A 16,821-nucleotide genomic window follows, 5' to 3' on the forward strand; every position below is an offset into this window, starting at 1 on the left:
CTTGTCTGATGAATCACGATGAAAAACAAGAGAGTAGTCTCTGCCAGTCCTTCAAACCTTTTCGCCTGTTCCGACAGACCTACTAGGTTTTTAAAACCTAGCAGGTCTCTGTTTTATTTTATAAAACTCGCCGAACTCAGGTTATTAGAAATTTATTGCCTTGTCTTAATGGCTTTTAATATTGTTTTTCTATGAGTTTGTTACCATGTCGTCAATTGTTTTGATTCGTACTATTCACAACATTGTTAGGGTATTTATATGGAAACAGAACGTCATACGACTGAGTTAAAAGCGATTCCTGTCTGGGACTTGCCTGTGCGCTTGTTTCACTGGGTTTTAGTGTTATTAATTATTGGGTTATGGGTAACAGCTGAGGAAGATATTTATTATAATATGACCTTGCATACTTATTTTGGTTATAGCGTGCTGGCATTGGTGCTATTTCGCATTGTATGGGGGTTTGTTGGCAGTAAACATGCGCGTTTCAGTGATTTTATTTATGGTATTTCCGCAACGCTGGATTATTTAAAACACTTACCCAGTCGCCAAGCAAGTCCTTATGTGGGACATAATCCTGTGGGTGGGTGGTCTGTGATTTTATTGTTGTGCGCACTCTTAGTGCAAACAGGAACAGGCTTATTTGCGGATGATGATATTTTTACGACGGGTGCATTTGCGAAATTCGTTTCTAGTGATACCCGTGGCTTATTAACCGCTATTCATGAAATTAATTTTAATATTTTGATGTTATTGGTGGTTTTACATGTTGCGGCAATTGTTTTTTATCGAGTTTACAAACGGGTAAACCTTGTTAAACCCATGATTATCGGTACAAAGCTGGTTGAGCCTGAACAAGCAAGCGTGGCAAAGAAATTTGCAAGCACTTGGTTAGCTTTGGTTTTAATGGCAGTTATTGGTGCGGGGGTTTACTGGGCAGTATTTATTTTTGCGAAGTAACATAAACGTCGTAGGGGGAAATTTGTTTTCCCCTTATTCAGCGTTTCATTACTTTTTTAAGACAAGCACATAAAAAAATCGCGCTAAACATAGATAGTCAGCCTACCTACATTTAGCGCAAATCTCCATGCATTACAAACGCGGTACAAAAGTCTTGTAGAAACGGGCACTACAAAACAAAATTCAGGAAAAAGCACGTTTTTTTGTGTATCTGCTTAATTGGCATATTCAATGCTTATTTTCGGATAAGCAGGATGCTGTCAGTAGATAATTTGTCTGCACTGATTGCATGACAAGGATAATATTCACTACAATAGTAGGCTTTCCCTTATGTTCTATAAGGGTTATTAAACGCTTACCCTGTGAAATCGTAGAGAATAGTTATATTTACTACTTTTTATCGTACTACAGCATTTTTTGTTGAGGTAAATAATAATCGCTCAAGAAATACTCGACAAACGATTGTTTCTCAACCACCCGTTGAATTTTTTTCATCTTAAAGACCATTATGCGCCGTTTACCGCCTTTAAATTCTATTCGTGCTTTTGAAGCCGCCGCCCGCCATCTCAGTTTTAATACGGCTGCTGATGAGCTGAATGTCACCCCTTCCGCTATTAGTCATCAAATTCGATTATTGGAAGATTTTTTAGGCGTTAAATTATTCCGCCGTTTAAATCGTCAAGTTGTATTAACGCCTGAAGGACAAACTTATTTACCGACTGTTAGTGCTGTTTTTGAGCAGTTACACGCCGCAACAGACCGTATTGCGTCTAATCGGACAACGGGGCCTTTAAACATGAGTGTAACGCCTTCGTTTGCAATTCGGTGGTTAGTACCGCGTTTAACGCGATTTCAAATTGCCTATCCTGAAATTGAAGTGCGTTTAGTCACTGCTGTAGAGTTCGTCGATTTTTCCCGCTCGGATATTGATTTGATGATTCATTTTGAGCGTAATACGGAGCAGATGGATTTATGTTATTACCCGTTAATGGCTGAGGAACTTGTCCCCGTTTGTAGTCCTGAGTATCAAAAGAATCTGCCTTTACGGCAGTTAAACGATTTACAACAGGCAACGTTATTACAGGTCTCTGTGCGGATTGATGATTGGCGATTGTGGTTAAATGCGGCAGATGTTGACGTGGGCGACCCACAACGCGGCCCTAAATTTAATACGATTTCGTTGGCATTAGAGGCGGCAATTGCAGGTTTAGGGGTTGCGATTACTGACCGTAAATTAGTCACGCATGATTTAAACGCCGGTAAATTGATTATTCCGTTTGAGATTCAATTGCCGAATGTGTATTACTATTACATGGCGTATCCTAAAGATTATGAAAATAATGTAAAAATTATCGCTTTTCGGGATTGGCTACTGGCAGAAGTGGCAGCCGTGGAGGATGCATCAACATTGACGGTGATGAGTTAAATTTTTTTTAAAACCAGTAGGGTAATGTCATCAAATACTCGATGTTGTCCGATATGTTTACGGACATCTTTAATCACTGCGCTACGAATATCGTTTGCAGAACCTTGCCAGTGTTCGCTAATAGTTTGGCATAAACGTTCTAAGCCATATTGTTCTTTTTCGTGATTTTCTGCTTCTGTAATTCCATCGGTGTATAGCACAACGACATCCCCTGTATATAAGGTTACTTGCGTTTGTGCGACATAATTTGCGATATTTTCTTCTAATCCGATGGGAAATCCTAAGTCGATAGTATCTATTCGTTCGATACCACCGCCTGCTCGAACAACAATCATTTCTTCATGTTGCCCACTGAGAAAGAGCTTACCTGCTTGATAATCAACTAATGCCAGCGTCAGATTTTTATCTGAATTCATCCGTTGAATATTGTGGTAAATAGTTCGATTTAGGGTATCTAAAAATTTAACGGGGTCACTTTCTTGATGGTTGAGTAGCGTGCAAACAGCGGTTTGTACCATTAACATTAAGACGCTACTTTCTAAGCCGTGTCCTGTCACATCGCCAATTGCGCAAACAACTCGTTCATTATGTTTGAGAACGTCGTAATAGTCTCCGCCTACTTCTGCCGCAGGTTCCATAAATCCTGCAATGTCTAATCCTGTGACTGCTTGTAATTCATGTTCTTTGGGTAAGAGCATTTGCTGTAATTGACGGGTAACTGCAAGCTCTGTCCCCATACGGTGATTGTCTGCTTGTAATAAGTCGTTTAATACGGAGATTTCGCGGAAGGCTTGGGCAAGACGAGATTCTTGTTGATTAATGCGTTTTACAACAAACCACATGATAAGACTTGATAATACAAGCGCAATACAGCCTAGTATCAGCATTTGTATGAGGGTTGCGTGATAGGCGTGGCTTGCTTCCTCTGCTGATTTTTTAGCTTCAAGTTCGCGGGCGGTGCGGATAGTTTGCAATTCATCCATGACTTGATTGCTCATAGATTGCGCTTGTAAAACGAGCAGACGGGCTTTGTCGGATGAGCCTATTCGTGATAATTCAACGACTTGATTAAGAATCGTTTGCCCTTTTTCTAATAGGTTTTTTTGTGAGTCTAGCAATTGTCTTTCAAGTGGGGAAATATCCAGTTGATAAAGTTGCGTTTTTGCCTCAATAAATAGCCCAGCATACGCGCTGTAACGTTCCCATTCTGCTTCTATCTCAAAAGGGTCTGTTAAGTTTGTAATGGTATGAACGCTTAACATTCGCTCTCGCACCATATCGCGCATTTGTGTGATTAATTGGGATTTAACATTGTTATTTCTCACTAATTTTTCTAGCTCTGTATTTAAAGCGGTTAGGTTTTTAATACCGATTAAGGTTGCAAGGCTTAAAATCAATAGAACACCCATAAATCCTAAAAGCACAAGTGCTGCCTGTCTGCGAGAAAGTACGTTATGGTGTGTCATGAGCGTCTATATATAATGAATTAGGGTGTATGCATGGATAGGGAGATAGGGTTAACTCACCTTTTTTTGATAAGGTTATATCAATATTTAATTATTATAAATAAAACGAATACCTTTATAGATTTTTTTAATAGTTTTTTTCTATGGTTTCAACCCGTTGTGTGGGTATATTTTGACCATTCACATTTAACCTATTATTTTTCCAAGTAATCTCTGTTTTATACTGTTGATTTGTTTGTGTCGCAATTAATAAACCTTGTTTTTCCCAATGTTGCAAGCGTGCTTCGATTATCGTAGCGGATACTGCCTCTGGTGTTAGCCAATAGTATGTGATTGTTTGTATTAGTTTATTTAAAAATGGTTTAGGGGCTTCTAATGAGAATTCATAGATAAAGTTTGTGGGGAGTGTGTTTAGGGTGAAAATGGATACAGAAGGTAAGTTATCTATATGAACCTTCAATTGCGCATTCACCGTGCCTGCATCAGTCAGTGCGCTTAGTTCGCTAATATTGACAGTAGGATTATGTTTTAAAAGTGGAATTCCATCTCTCATCATTATTCCCAAAAGCCAAAAATTCAGTTGTGTTGGCGAGGTAAATTGTAAATTTTGTAATTGATTTAGTTGAACAATAATATTTTGCAAACTTTCTTTATGTATTTGATTTAAATCTAAAACAATTTTTACATTTTGATAGTTATGCGTGTTTAATTGTAATTGTTTGCTGGTTATCAAAAATTGTAGATTTAAGTAGGTATCATTCGGTACATTATAACTATTGATAGTTAATTCACTTAGTTGAATTTTTCCTATGAATGGATTAGTTAGCGTTAATGTGCCAATTTGTAAATGACCATGTCCTAGTAATAGATGGGCAATGCTTTCTTCTACTGTTGCTTGTAATTGTAAGTCTTGGATTGTTAATTCGCCTAACTTGGATTGGCTGTGTAATGCGGGTAATTTCAAGGTTGTACTGGCAAGATGTCCCGTTTGGCTTAAATTAACTTCACCTGTTAGCCCTTGCCATTGCATTGCATTATCTGCTTGTTGCAAGCGTAATCGTTCCATGTTCAACGTATTGTTGACATCACCATTGGCTTGTAATTCGGTACGAATAAAAAACGGGCTTGCTTGTCCTGTGAGTTGATTAGGTGGGGTATTATTGGATAAATCTGCTTGAATATAGGTATAAATTACGGCGGGTTTTAGCGGTAAAAATCCATGTTCGATTTGATGTGTTAGCGTAATTGTTTGTACTGTGTCGTTTGCTTCGCGTAGTAATAATGTTGATTCAGCCGTTGAATTTAACCAACCGCGTTGGTAATTGCTGTTGACGATTTTTAAATTATCAGGCAATTGCATTGAAATGAGCGTAAATTGCTCTTCAGCTTTAATTCCTGTGATATAAGGGATTAAGCCACTGATTATCAGTAGAAAAATACTGAATATTAAGAAAATACGGGGCTTTTTCATCATGAGAATGGTTCATGTGTAAAGGTAATAATTTTTAAGTTTATTAAAAGATTAAGGCTTTATCAAAAAATATAGTAAACGTACCATAAAGTGATTTAAATTTAGGACTGGCAGTCCTGTGAAGACTGCCAGTCCTCCGCGCTGTTTTATAGTGCGTTTAGTTGGCTGTTTTATAGTATAAAACCTGATAGATGAAGCTCTATCAGGTTTTTTTTAAGGATAATACGGCTAAGAGAGGGATTAGGTCGGTAAGTAGAAATTGAAAATTGTGCCTTCTTGTTCAGCTTTTTCAATATCAATATCAACCCGTCCGCCCATTAGTCGCCATAAATGTGCGCTGATGAGTAAACCCATCCGAATGCCTTTTTCAGAGGTTGCCGTTTCGGCACGCGCAAGACGCTCAAGGAAGCGGTCACGTTGTTCAACTGTCATGAGGCTCTTAAGGTGGGACTTAATCGCAAAGTGCAAGCCGATTTTGCCTTCATGTAAGGCTTCACGTCGTACAGAAAAGGTAATCTGACTACTTTCACTTAAATCAGACATATGATTTAACAGGTTGATTAAAATCTGATGCAAACGTGTGGAGTCAACTTTGATAGTGCCAATATTTTCAGGACAATCGATGGTCAACTGGTTATTGTTTTTCTTCATCAATGGCCCTGCAATATTTGCAACTTCTTGCATCACTTCTACAACGTTGTATAAACCAATATGTAGTTCAATTTTACCCGATTTGATTTTTGATAAGTCTAAAATCCCTTCACTTAACGACAGCAAGTATTTGGCTGAGGTATGAATTTTATCAATATCTTGGGTAATAAGGGGGTTGTCTAAATCGTCTGCATCTTCTGTGAGCAATTCACTGTAGCCGATAATGGCATTTAACGGTGTGCGCAGTTGATGGCTCATATTTGCTAGGAAGCTAGATTGCGATTGATTCGCCGCTTCGGCTAATTCTGCTAAACGATACGCGCGATGAATAAAGGCGTAGAAATATCCTGCAAATAGACTCGTAATTAATAAGCCTAAACATAAGACACCTAACGCTTGCCAACCTTCGCCAGTTACTAAGTTATAACCTGGAGAAGGGGTGCAAACAACTTCCCAGTGTTGTCCTGCACTGGTAAAGCGGCTAGTCACTTGGAAAGCGGGTGGGGCTTCGCTAAATAATTCTTCTTCGGTTAAACGGTTTAAAATATCGTCTTCAATATCACCTGGGTAGTAGTATAAAAACTGTGGCGAGTTGGCATCTGTTACTTGGAAAACGCGAATATCAACGGGGCGTGGTTCTAAATAACTCGCCATTTCAATGTCTAAAATATCGCCCAGTTGGTAAATGCCAACAACAAAGCCTTGTAAGGCTTCACGTCGTTTTTCAATACTATCAATAACAATATCTTGTCTATAAATGGGTAAAAAGATAGCTAATCCATATAAGTTAGAATCATCCACAAATAACATATCAGGAATGGCTTGAATTTCTCCTGTATCTCGCACAGTCTGTAATACTTTTTCAACTTTTGGATAACTGGCGATGTCAAACCCTAATCCATTCAAATTGCGACGCTTAGGCTCAATATATAAGAAGGGATAATATTCTGGACGTGTTAATGCGGGCACTAACTGGCTTTTTTCAGTGACTTCTACCGTATCATATTGAACAATACGGTAATTAGGTTGATATTGACGTGCTTGTTGTTCAAAATCTGTTTTGCCTTCTGTGGCAACACGAGGAATCCATGTGACCGCTTTTAAGGCGGGTTGTTGCGCTAGAACACTTTGTGAAAAGCGGTTAAAGGTTGTGGTGTCAATATTATTACCATTTGCCCGAAACAGGTTTTGAAAGGTTTGCAACACTTTCCAATGTAAGGCAAACGCCCGTTCAATGGCTAATGCGCGGTCTTCGGCGGGTTTTGTAAACTCACTTTGAATCTTGCGTTGTTCCCATTCCAGTGTGATGTAGTACATAACAACAGACAACACTATCCCTATACTCAGGGTTAAAATAACGGGCATGTAACGTTGCCATATCAACAAACTGGTATTTATTAATTTTTTCTGTAATTCCATGAGAAGGCTCCAAATCAGTACGTATTGTTCTATTGTTTTCTTGTCGTTATTCTCAAGGTTGGGCAAGATTTGTACCAAATGATGAGATATTAAATAGATATTCCGCTTTTTGCTTATCGGGTTTAGTAGTCTATCTTATTTTACTACGAGAATCTGGAAACAAATCGCTACAATTTATTTTATTCTTTTCCCCTGTATAGCCAAAATTTTGACAAACTGTCATGAACTGAGAATTTTTTAACGGATAGCAATTAAGGCTAGCTTAATAACGAATTATGAATGGTTGAGTAGTTTTTAACTATCTAATTTATTTTAAATATTTCTAGTAATGTTTTATTCTGGTGTGGCACACTTTATAAATATCAATCAGCATATTTCTTCACTTAATCTGTTTGTATAACAATTCTGACTGTATTAAATATCTGTCGTGATATAGTAACCCACAGTATGACAAGCCTACCGCATCAACAGTTAAAGTGTTTGATAGCATCACTCAGGACTTGCATTGTTCCCTACCGCCAAAACTGTAATTATTCACTGCCTCAGTGCCTAAAGGGTATTGAAATGATGGTCATTCGCGTTTGTACTCCACTCATTTTTGCTTGTATTTATCTTCTATTATTTGTTTTACAACCTGTTGAAGCGGGCGAACATGCCGCAACAACCATGCAAACAACTGCCACAAAATCCACACGTGCTGTTGTACAACCTAAAGCGGTTACTGCATCTCCGACTCATCCTAAAATCGGTATTGCACTGTCAGGCGGAGGTGCACGCGGTATGGCGCATATTGGCGTATTAAAAGCGTTAGAAGAACTACATGTTCCCATTGATTATATTGCAGGCACTAGTATGGGTAGCGTGGTCGGCGGGTTATACGCGAGTGGTCTGAGCACTGAAGATTTAACAAAAGCCGCTTTCGATATCGATTGGGCGGGCATGTTTCGCAGTGAACCCGATAGGGAACAACTCACTTATCGAGAAAAACAAAATCAACGCCGATTATTTAGTTTAGAGGCTGGTGTTAGCGAGCAAGGCTTATCCGTTCCGAGTGGTTTTATTGGTGCGCAAGATTTATTTCTTAACTTACGCTATATGACACAAGACCTCTATGTCGATAGCTTTGACCAGTTACCTATCCCTTTTAAAGCAGTCGCTACCGATTTAAATTCTGGCGAAGCCGTTTTATTAGAAAAAGGCGATTTAGCCCTTGCTTTGCGTGCCTCAATGGCGGTGCCGTTTGCGTTTTCACCTGTAGAAATTGATGGCAAAGTGCTGGTTGATGGCGGAATTTTAGACAATATTCCTACAGATGTTGTCAAACAAATGGGGGCAAATTTAGTCATTGCCATCAATATTGAAACCCCGCTTGAAAAAATTGAAGCCAATAGCTCCTATTTAACGGTTGCAAAACAATCGCTCTATGTCTCCCTGATTCAAAATAGTCGTAAAGCCATGAAAGATGCAGACATGGTGATTATTCCTGATATCGATGAATACAGTTCAACCGATTTTAATAAAGCAGCAGGATTGATTGAGAAAGGCTACGAAGCGACAATGAAAAAACGCGATTTACTCGCCGTATTCGCCTTAAGCCCTGAAGAATATGCAGAATATAAAGCCAAACTTCGCAGTAAAGCCACTTACTTTAAACCTTTTCATAATAATGCTGTTATTCCTGTAGAAGTCAGTTTTTCAGGTAATCAACGCACTAGCAGTAAAATTTTAATAGCGAAAGCGGAACATTTAGTTGGCAAACCCATTTCAAAAGAAGATATAGAACATGTCACCCGTCGCATTATGTCCCTCAATGAATTTGAACAAGTTTCTTATAAAATTGAAAAAACGACCGATGGTCATGACAAAATTAATTTTGAAGTGAAAGAAAAAAGTTGGGGCTCAGATTATCTCCGTTTCGGTTTTAACGCTTCTACAACCTTCGATGATAAATCCGACTTTAACCTACTGGTTCGTCATGAACGACTTAATATGAATGCGTTAGGCGGTGAATGGATTAACGAACTAACTGCAGGCACAAATTACAGCTTTAAAACCCAACTCTATCAACCCTTAGACTATAAACAACGCTTTTTCGTTGAACCTTATGCTGGTTGGCTACGCACTTTTCCCTCGATTTTTAGGAATAAACAAGGCATTGGAGAATATGACATCAACGGCTTAGAGTTTGGCGGCAATGTGGGCGTGAATATCAGCAATGTCGCGGTTATCAAATTAGGAATACAACATGACCAACTTTCCTACGATGTCCGCTTAGGCAAGGCTGAAGAATTACCCACAGGCAATTTTAACCGCACAGGGGTTGTGCTAGACATGGGCTATGATGATTTAGATGACCGTATTTTCTCCCTACGTGGGACAAAAGTGCGAATTATTGGGCATCAATATGAAGACTCTTTAGGCTCTGATGCGGATTATCAAACCCTCTCCGTTTACTTCCGCCAACACCTCCCCATGGGCGACCAAGCCACACTGATGGCAGATATAAACTTTGATTCAACCTTAAATTCTAACGCGCCTGCTTATGAAAGCTTTAGCGCGGGCGGAATTAATTTACTTGCAGGCTATCCAGAAGGCGATATCGGTGGACAACACGCCTTAGTCCTAAAAGTGGGAGGACTCTTCAAATTTAAATCATTACAACAATATATCCCTGGAGATGTTCGCTTATTAACCTCACTCCACGCAGGCAACGCATGGGACAGATTAGAAGATGTTCAAGTGAATGATTTACTTTTTGGTGGATTGGGCGCAGTTGTTTGGGATAGCCCGCTAGGCATGGTTTTACTCGGAACAGGTTACACTGAAGCAGGCAGTATGCGCTTCCTGCTCTCACTGGGAAACCTGTTTTAACACGGTTTATTTAAACAGATGAACGGGGTAGCCTTATGACGGAACTTGAAAATGTTTTTAAAAACAATGAAAAGTGGATAGCCGAAAAACTATCAATCGACCCTGATTACTTCAACCGATTATCACAAGGGCAAACCCCTGAAATTCTTTATATTGGTTGCTCTGACAGTCGAGTGACTGCGGAAGAACTGATGGGTGTTCAACCAGGTGAAGTATTTGTACATCGCAATATTGCCAACATGGTGATTAGTATTGATTTAAACATCATGTCTGTCCTTAACTACGCGATTAAACACCTGAAAGTAAAATATGTCGTTGTCTGTGGACACTACTGCTGTGGCGGGGTCAAAGCCGCCATGCAATCGCAAGACTTAGGGATTTTAAACCCATGGCTTAGAAATATCCGCGATGTTTACCGACTACACAAAAAAGAATTAAACGCTATTACTGACGAAAACCAACGTTACAACCGATTAATTGAACTCAACGTTCAAGAACAATGTATCAACCTCATTAAAACCGCTGCTGTACAACAAGCCTATAAAGAAAGAGGCTTAACCGTACATGGTTGGGTTTTTGACATTTATACGGGAAAACTGATTGATTTAAAAATAGATTTCAAAAAAATCTTAAAAGACATTATGGAAATCTACGATTTAGGTATCAAATAATCCTTAATATTCGCCAATTCCCCCAATATCAGGAGTTTCACCGATGACAACGGAACAACCTTTTTCAATAACAGCCCTAGAATTAGGACCGATGGAAAATTTTATTTACCTCATCCGTGACCACGCCACTAACCGCGCCGCTGTCGTCGACCCTGCTTGGGACGTGCCTGCCATTATCGCTGCTGCACAAGCCCAACAAATCCAAATTACCGATGTTTTACTGACCCACAGCCATCAAGACCATATCAACGGCTTAAATGCATTATTAAAAGTCTATGACGCACAAATTCACTTACTCAAACCTGAAGCACAATTTTGGGGCAATTATTTAGACTTACCGACATTGCATCACGGTGGCGATGTGATCCAACTGGGAAAAACTGATATAGACGTTTGGCACACACCAGGGCATACACCCGGCTCAGCCTGTTACCACTTAGGTGGAAATATTATTACAGGGGATACCCTATTTGTTTTCGGCTGTGGACGTTGCGACTTAAAAGGCGGTAATCCAGAACAAATGTTTCATACCCTTAAACACATGGGCAGTGCCTTATCAGCAGATACCGTTATCCACCCCGGACATAACTACGCCCAAAAAACCACGACGACTATCGCAGAACAACTCGCGGGCAACCCCTTCATGCACTTTGATAAAGTCAATGATTTTGTTGAATATCGAATGCACATCCATGACAAAATCCGCGATGCGCCCTATATGGCAGTGCCAAAGGCTTAACGACAACTATAAATTGATTATCTGAATCAGGATTTTCAGGATTAAACGCTTAACTTGTGAGTCCCGATTCAGACAAATTAACCACTAAACCTGCTTTAAACCCGTCAAATACCGCTTAAAATTCTCCACATAATGCGTGGCAGACTTCTGCAAGCCGAGAACTTCCGCATCAGTCACCATCCGTTTTACCTGTGCAGGACTCCCAACCACCAGCGAATTATCAGGAATCACTTTTCCCTCAGCTACTAACGCATTTGCCCCAATAATACAATTTTTCCCAATCTTCGCATTGTTCAAAATGACTGCATTAATTCCAATCAAACTATTATCACCTATCGTACAACCATGTAACATCGCCAAATGCCCCACCGTCACACCTTTCCCAATCGTTAGCGGGACACCTTTATCCGTATGCAATACAGATCCATCCTGAATATTCGTATCTTCACCAATCACAATTGGCTCATTATCGCCACGAATAACCACGTTAAACCAAATACTCACCTGATTATGCAACACCACCGAACCGATAACCGTCGCATTTCCCGCAATAAAATGACTATCCCCCACTAACTGCACTTTCCGCTCATCTAACTGATACAGCATTATTTCCTCCTACAAACAAAAATGTTGAATCATTTGCTTTAAAATTCTAAGCATCGGCTGAATACGCTCAATCCCTAAATACTCATCAGGTTGATGCGCCTGCTCAATATCCCCCGCGCCTAAAATAATCGTTTCCATGCCCAACTGTTGCAAATAAGGAGCTTCCGTTCCAAACGCAACACCCACCGCGCTATGCTGTGTCAACTGCTCCGTTAAACGCACAATCTCAGCCGTTGCAGGCGTTTCCATTGCCTCAATCCCCTCAAACAACGCCCTAAAACTCACCTGCAAACCACTATCCGCCAACACCGCCCGCACACGTGCATGTAACTCTGCCCGCAACTCCTCAATTTTCATCATCGGCAAGGGACGCAAATCGATATGCAACTCACATTCAGCACAAATCCGATTTGGATTATCCCCGCCATGAATATGTCCTAAATTCAACGTTGGCACAGGCACAAGAAAGTGCGCATTTTGATAAGTTGCCTGCAAAGACTCACGCCAACGCAACAATTCGCTTAATACCCGATACATCCCTTCTAACGCATTATTGCCCAAAGCAGGATTACTCGAATGTCCTGACGCACCCACTAAACGAATTGCCTCCATAAAAATACCCTTATGCAAGCGCACAGGACGCAAACCTGTAGGCTCACCAATCAACGCATAACGCGCTTTCGGATACCCCAATTTAGCCAAAGCCCGCGCCCCCGCCATTGTCGACTCCTCATCAGCCGTTGCAAGCAAAATTAGCGGCTGTTTCAACTGCTTAATCGCCAACTCCTCCACCGCCTGCAAAGCAAGGGCAAAAAACGCCTTCATATCACTCGTGCCTAAGCCATACCAACGATTATCTTTCTCCTGCAACTGAAAAGGGTCAGTTTGCCAACGCCCCAAATCAAACGGCACGGTATCCGTATGCCCTGCCAGAACCAACCCACCCGCACCAGTGCCGAAGGTTGCGACTAAATTATACTTTTCCTGTGCAGGATTCACGGGCAAAACTTCACAACGAAATCCTAAATGCGTACACCAATCTGCTAACAACTCAATAACAGCACGATTACTCTGGTCAAATTGCGGACTTGCAGAGCTTACAGACGGCAAAGCAATTAATTGATGCGTGAGAGAAAAAAGAGAAGGGAGCTTGAATGACATGAGAACCTTGAAAACGGTAAAAAATAGACCAATAGTGCATGATTGTTTACACTGTTGATTGTGGCGGAAGCCACCCATTGAAACAAGTTTTTATCTCGGATTTTCCATTCACTTGCAAAGGATTCACACATGGAACATAAATTACCCGAACTTCCCTACGCAATGGACGCGCTTGCCCCCCATATTTCTAAGGAAACATTAGAATTTCATTACGGCAAACATCATCAAACCTACGTCACCAATTTAAACAATCTGATTCGTGGCACTGAGTTTGAAAACGCAAGCCTTGAAGATATCGTCAAAAAATCCTCAGGCGGGGTATTTAATAACGCCGCTCAAGTGTGGAATCACACATTTTACTGGCATTGCTTAAGCCCTAAAGGTGGCAATGAGCCAACGGGTAAACTTGCTGAAGCGATTAATAAAAACTTCAATTCTTTCACCGAGTTTAAAGAAAAATTCACCCAAACCGCGATTACAACCTTTGGTTCTGGTTGGGCGTGGTTAGTACAAAAAGCTGACGGCAGTTTAGCCCTTGTCAGCACCAGCAATGCCGCAACCCCTTTAACAACAGGCGACACCCCTTTATTAACCTGTGACGTATGGGAACATGCTTATTATGTGGACTACCGCAATGCACGTCCTAAATACGTTGAATCCTTCTGGAATCTCGTTAACTGGGAATTTGTAGCGGGTAACTTGAAATAAGTGAAATATTTCGCGGTTTATTAAATTTTTTATCAAATCGCGGTATATAAAAAAGCCTTTAGGTCTATCAAACACCTAAAGGCTTTTTTTATAACGCTTGTTTATAAAAGTTTTTTCCTAACTCTCTATTTTTGCATCACATCGTTGTAGTTCGATATAAATTACTTTGCCGTGTTTAAGTAACCACTGTTTAAATAATGGACAACGTAATTGCCAGCCTGTTGTTGTTTCTATAATAAAACCATGTAAGGCTAATTTATCAATTACAATAATATCATCAGGTTGCTCACCTGCTAATAATTGGAAAACGGTTTGATGACAAGTATGCTCTGTACAAAAATCTGTCCAAAAGCATTGAATAGGATAGTTTTCCCGCTCATTAACCAACTCTTGTAAAACCATTTCTACATCATTGCGGTTCATCTCGCGTCGATTAGTTTTATTCGCAAGGTCAACCAATTCTTTACACGCACGTTGTAATAAAGCGGGATGCCCTTGGGTTTGCTCAAATAATAAATCGGTAGCTTCTTCAGTGTATTGTAAAGGTACAGGTTCTGTGATGAGTTTAATACTGGTTTTTTTATCAAAGTAATCAACAGATAAGCGTTTAGTTTGTACAAAAAACTGCGCCCAATTTGGTTGATATAATTCTGAAAGCAACGCCGCACCCGAAAATAAGAAAATCACTTTATCTTGTGCTTGAGAAAAAGCTCGCATTGCGCTGAGTAATTCATCTGCTTGTTCAGGCTGTTTTTTTAATTTCTTATGCAAAGATTCATATTCATCTAAAGCAAGAATAATCTTTGTGCCACGAATCTCACTTGCAGCAACAAGCGCACTTTTTAATTTATTAAACGCTTCCACCCAATTTTTTGAGGGATGCCATTCAGGGAAATCAGAAAGTTTTAATTGTGTAACCGCTTGTTGATATAAATCCTGAAAAATCGCAACGACACCCGCATTAAAATTGCCGTCTTGGCAATCTATTTTAATCAAGGTAAAACCACTGCCGAGCATTTTCGGTAAAAAGTTTAATAAACTGGTTTTACCAACGCGACGTTGACCTTGTAATAAAAATAAGGGCAATGTCGCAGATGTATTAATGGTATAAGCAAGCGTTTCTTTAATATCATTCCGTTGCATAAAAATCGTTTTATCGTTTTCACTGTCTAACAATAAAGGCGTGCCTTCGCGGTAACAGTTGCGGGCAATGGGTTCTGCTTTTTGGGCTTCCAGCTCATCATTAGCGAGTTGTTGCGCAATGCGTTGATTTAACAAACTCAGTGCCTCGTTATAATAATGATTCCAGTCTCTTGATTCTCTTGCTGTTTGTGCGCTAAATTCATCAAATAATTGTTTAAACCGTTTTAGATGTAGCAGTTTTAAACTAATTGAGGTTTCTTGTTTATAGGTAATTAACTGTTTTTCTAATTGTTCTAAAGATTGCAACCAGTTATCTGATGGTTGATAGTTTGCTTGTTCAGTGGGAATTTTCGGTATGTTAAAAGTAGTTTCAGGAAAGTCCTTCTTTAACCAATAGCCTGTAGTGGTTGTATGGGTTAATTGTGCAACTAAACGACGTTGTAACGGGCGTGATGTTAATAAAAAATCGATAAATTCAGTGCCTAATATTGGATTTTTTTGCGCAACAGTTAGTAATTGTATATCCATTGCAGGCAAGGGAAAAAAGATAACTGCATCATGTATATAAGGGTTATCCGTCAGTGTGACTTGTTGCCGTGCGAATAATAAGTAATAAAGAAAAAATGGAATTCGTGGAAAAAAAATATAAAAACTGATGATAAATGCCAAGCCTCCTGCCAAGCCTCCTGCCAAGCCTCCTGCCAAGCCTACTGCCAAGCCGAATGCCAAGCCTACTGCCAAGCCGAATGCCAAGCCTACTGCCAAGCCTCCTGCCAAGCCTCCTGCCAAGCCTCCTGCCAAGCCTACTGCCAAGCCTACTGCCAAGCCTACTGCCAAGCCTACTGCCAAGCCTACTGCCAAGCCTACTGCCAAGCCTACTGCCAAGCCTCCTGCCAAGCCTACTGCCAAGCCTCCTGCCAAGCCTCCTGCTAAGCCTACTGCCAAGCCTCCTGCCAAGCCGAATGCCAAGCCTCCTGCCAAGCCTCCTGCCAAGCCGAATGCCAAGCCTCCTACATAATTACCAAATAAAGAAAAAATAAATGTCAATAAAAACCAAAGAACACCCTCTTTAAATAAAGCACTGATAAAACGTTGTAATATATGACCTGCATGCTCACCAATACTAAACAACGTCATTAATAGCCCTCCTACCACACTATTTTTAAGTATTGAAAATAGCCATGCGCTATTTATCTGGGCTGGTGATAGATTGATAAAAGGACGTAATGCCAGTAACTGTAAGCGTTCTATACTTTCTGCTTTTCCCCAAAGGTCTAAAAAAGATTCACTAAAATAAGTAGGATATACATTCGGTAAATCCCACGCCCACAGTGCCAATGAAAAAGGGATATATAAAATAAAAAACAGTAAAACTACCCAAGAATAACTTTTTAATAAGCTAATGATTAACTGTTGTTTTGTTAACGTTTTTTCATAGTTTTCTAATAATTCGGGTTCAAATATCATCCAACGCCATAAAGTTAAACTATTGCGCGGAATTGTGGGGCGAGAAAAAGGAGACATGGTTGATA

At 40.0% G+C, this 16,821-nt stretch carries 12 protein-coding genes; 6 read left to right on the plus strand and 6 right to left on the minus strand.

Features of this window, described 5'->3' with window-relative positions; all coding sequences use genetic code 11:
- The first annotated feature begins 258 nt into the window (after positions 1 to 258).
- Positions 259 to 957 carry a cytochrome b/b6 domain-containing protein gene (locus BEGALDRAFT_RS00525; RefSeq protein ID WP_002682590.1) on the plus strand — a complete coding sequence of 233 codons (699 nt, stop codon included), beginning with the start codon at positions 259 to 261 and terminating at the stop codon, positions 955 to 957.
- Between the two features lie 508 nt (positions 958 to 1,465).
- Positions 1,466 to 2,383, plus strand: a complete 918-nt coding sequence (gcvA, locus tag BEGALDRAFT_RS00530; RefSeq protein WP_002682591.1) for a transcriptional regulator GcvA — start codon at positions 1,466 to 1,468, stop codon at positions 2,381 to 2,383.
- Here gcvA and BEGALDRAFT_RS17660 read toward each other — a convergent pair.
- From BEGALDRAFT_RS17660 to BEGALDRAFT_RS00545, 3 genes are all read right to left on the minus strand, one after another.
- A complete protein-coding gene (locus BEGALDRAFT_RS17660) occupies positions 2,380 to 3,849 on the minus strand; it encodes a PP2C family protein-serine/threonine phosphatase (protein WP_002682592.1) in 1,470 nt (489 codons plus the stop codon). The two genes, gcvA and BEGALDRAFT_RS17660, sit on opposite strands and share 4 nt — an antisense overlap.
- Positions 3,850 to 3,976: 127 nt before the next feature.
- On the minus strand, positions 3,977 to 5,323 hold the full coding sequence (locus BEGALDRAFT_RS00540) for a YdgA family protein (protein WP_002682594.1): 1,347 nt from the start codon (positions 5,321 to 5,323) through the stop codon (positions 3,977 to 3,979).
- Between the two features lie 237 nt (positions 5,324 to 5,560).
- On the minus strand, positions 5,561 to 7,390 hold the full coding sequence (locus BEGALDRAFT_RS00545; RefSeq protein WP_002682600.1) for a CHASE domain-containing protein: 1,830 nt from the start codon (positions 7,388 to 7,390) through the stop codon (positions 5,561 to 5,563).
- 564 nt (positions 7,391 to 7,954) lie between these two features.
- On the opposite strand from BEGALDRAFT_RS00545, the gene BEGALDRAFT_RS00550 reads away from it, so the two are divergent.
- From BEGALDRAFT_RS00550 to BEGALDRAFT_RS00560, 3 genes are read left to right on the plus strand one after another with little or no spacing between them, the layout of a single operon-like run.
- Complete coding sequence (locus tag BEGALDRAFT_RS00550; RefSeq protein WP_002682602.1) at positions 7,955 to 10,261, plus strand: patatin-like phospholipase family protein; 2,307 nt, start codon at positions 7,955 to 7,957, stop codon at positions 10,259 to 10,261.
- A 35-nt stretch (positions 10,262 to 10,296) separates the two neighbouring features.
- Complete coding sequence (locus tag BEGALDRAFT_RS00555) at positions 10,297 to 10,932, plus strand: carbonic anhydrase (protein WP_002682603.1); 636 nt, start codon at positions 10,297 to 10,299, stop codon at positions 10,930 to 10,932.
- Positions 10,933 to 10,975: 43 nt separating this feature from the next.
- Positions 10,976 to 11,671, plus strand: a complete 696-nt coding sequence (locus tag BEGALDRAFT_RS00560) for an MBL fold metallo-hydrolase (RefSeq protein WP_002682604.1) — start codon at positions 10,976 to 10,978, stop codon at positions 11,669 to 11,671.
- A gap of 84 nt (positions 11,672 to 11,755) precedes the next feature.
- Here BEGALDRAFT_RS00560 and BEGALDRAFT_RS00565 read toward each other — a convergent pair whose 3' ends face one another.
- Together BEGALDRAFT_RS00565 and argE are read right to left on the minus strand one after the other, a co-directional pair.
- Positions 11,756 to 12,277, minus strand: a complete 522-nt coding sequence (locus tag BEGALDRAFT_RS00565; protein WP_002682605.1) for a gamma carbonic anhydrase family protein — start codon at positions 12,275 to 12,277, stop codon at positions 11,756 to 11,758.
- Positions 12,278 to 12,286: 9 nt separating this feature from the next.
- Positions 12,287 to 13,438: an acetylornithine deacetylase gene (gene argE / locus BEGALDRAFT_RS00570; protein WP_002682606.1), complete on the minus strand. Its 1,152-nt coding sequence runs from the start codon at positions 13,436 to 13,438 to the stop codon at positions 12,287 to 12,289.
- 129 nt (positions 13,439 to 13,567) lie between these two features.
- On the opposite strand from argE, the gene sodB reads away from it, so the two are divergent.
- Positions 13,568 to 14,146 (plus strand): superoxide dismutase [Fe], encoded by a 579-nt coding sequence (gene sodB / locus BEGALDRAFT_RS00575; RefSeq protein WP_002682609.1) that lies wholly within the window; start codon positions 13,568 to 13,570, stop codon positions 14,144 to 14,146.
- Between the two features lie 117 nt (positions 14,147 to 14,263).
- Here the strand turns inward: sodB and BEGALDRAFT_RS00580 are convergent, their stop codons facing one another.
- Positions 14,264 to 16,813: an ATP-binding protein gene (locus BEGALDRAFT_RS00580; protein ID WP_002682611.1), complete on the minus strand. Its 2,550-nt coding sequence runs from the start codon at positions 16,811 to 16,813 to the stop codon at positions 14,264 to 14,266.
- Positions 16,814 to 16,821 lie beyond the last annotated feature (8 nt).

The sequence above is a fragment of the Beggiatoa alba B18LD genome (genome assembly GCF_000245015.1).
GTDB lineage: Bacteria > Pseudomonadota > Gammaproteobacteria > Beggiatoales > Beggiatoaceae > Beggiatoa > Beggiatoa alba.

What these genes read in the sequence shown, in the direction of transcription:
- BEGALDRAFT_RS00525 (WP_002682590.1), top strand. Translation starts at nt 259, where the DNA reads ATGGAAACAGAACGTCATACGACTGAGTTAAAAGCGATTCCTGTCTGG.
- gcvA (WP_002682591.1), top strand. Translation starts at nt 1,466, where the DNA reads ATGCGCCGTTTACCGCCTTTAAATTCTATTCGTGCTTTTGAAGCCGCC.
- BEGALDRAFT_RS17660 (WP_002682592.1), bottom strand. Translation starts at nt 3,849, where the DNA reads ATGACACACCATAACGTACTTTCTCGCAGACAGGCAGCACTTGTGCTT.
- BEGALDRAFT_RS00540 (WP_002682594.1), bottom strand. Translation starts at nt 5,323, where the DNA reads ATGATGAAAAAGCCCCGTATTTTCTTAATATTCAGTATTTTTCTACTG.
- BEGALDRAFT_RS00545 (WP_002682600.1), bottom strand. Translation starts at nt 7,390, where the DNA reads ATGGAATTACAGAAAAAATTAATAAATACCAGTTTGTTGATATGGCAA.
- BEGALDRAFT_RS00550 (WP_002682602.1), top strand. Translation starts at nt 7,955, where the DNA reads ATGATGGTCATTCGCGTTTGTACTCCACTCATTTTTGCTTGTATTTAT.
- BEGALDRAFT_RS00555 (WP_002682603.1), top strand. Translation starts at nt 10,297, where the DNA reads ATGACGGAACTTGAAAATGTTTTTAAAAACAATGAAAAGTGGATAGCC.
- BEGALDRAFT_RS00560 (WP_002682604.1), top strand. Translation starts at nt 10,976, where the DNA reads ATGACAACGGAACAACCTTTTTCAATAACAGCCCTAGAATTAGGACCG.
- BEGALDRAFT_RS00565 (WP_002682605.1), bottom strand. Translation starts at nt 12,277, where the DNA reads ATGCTGTATCAGTTAGATGAGCGGAAAGTGCAGTTAGTGGGGGATAGT.
- argE (WP_002682606.1), bottom strand. Translation starts at nt 13,438, where the DNA reads ATGTCATTCAAGCTCCCTTCTCTTTTTTCTCTCACGCATCAATTAATT.
- sodB (WP_002682609.1), top strand. Translation starts at nt 13,568, where the DNA reads ATGGAACATAAATTACCCGAACTTCCCTACGCAATGGACGCGCTTGCC.
- BEGALDRAFT_RS00580 (WP_002682611.1), bottom strand. Translation starts at nt 16,813, where the DNA reads ATGTCTCCTTTTTCTCGCCCCACAATTCCGCGCAATAGTTTAACTTTA.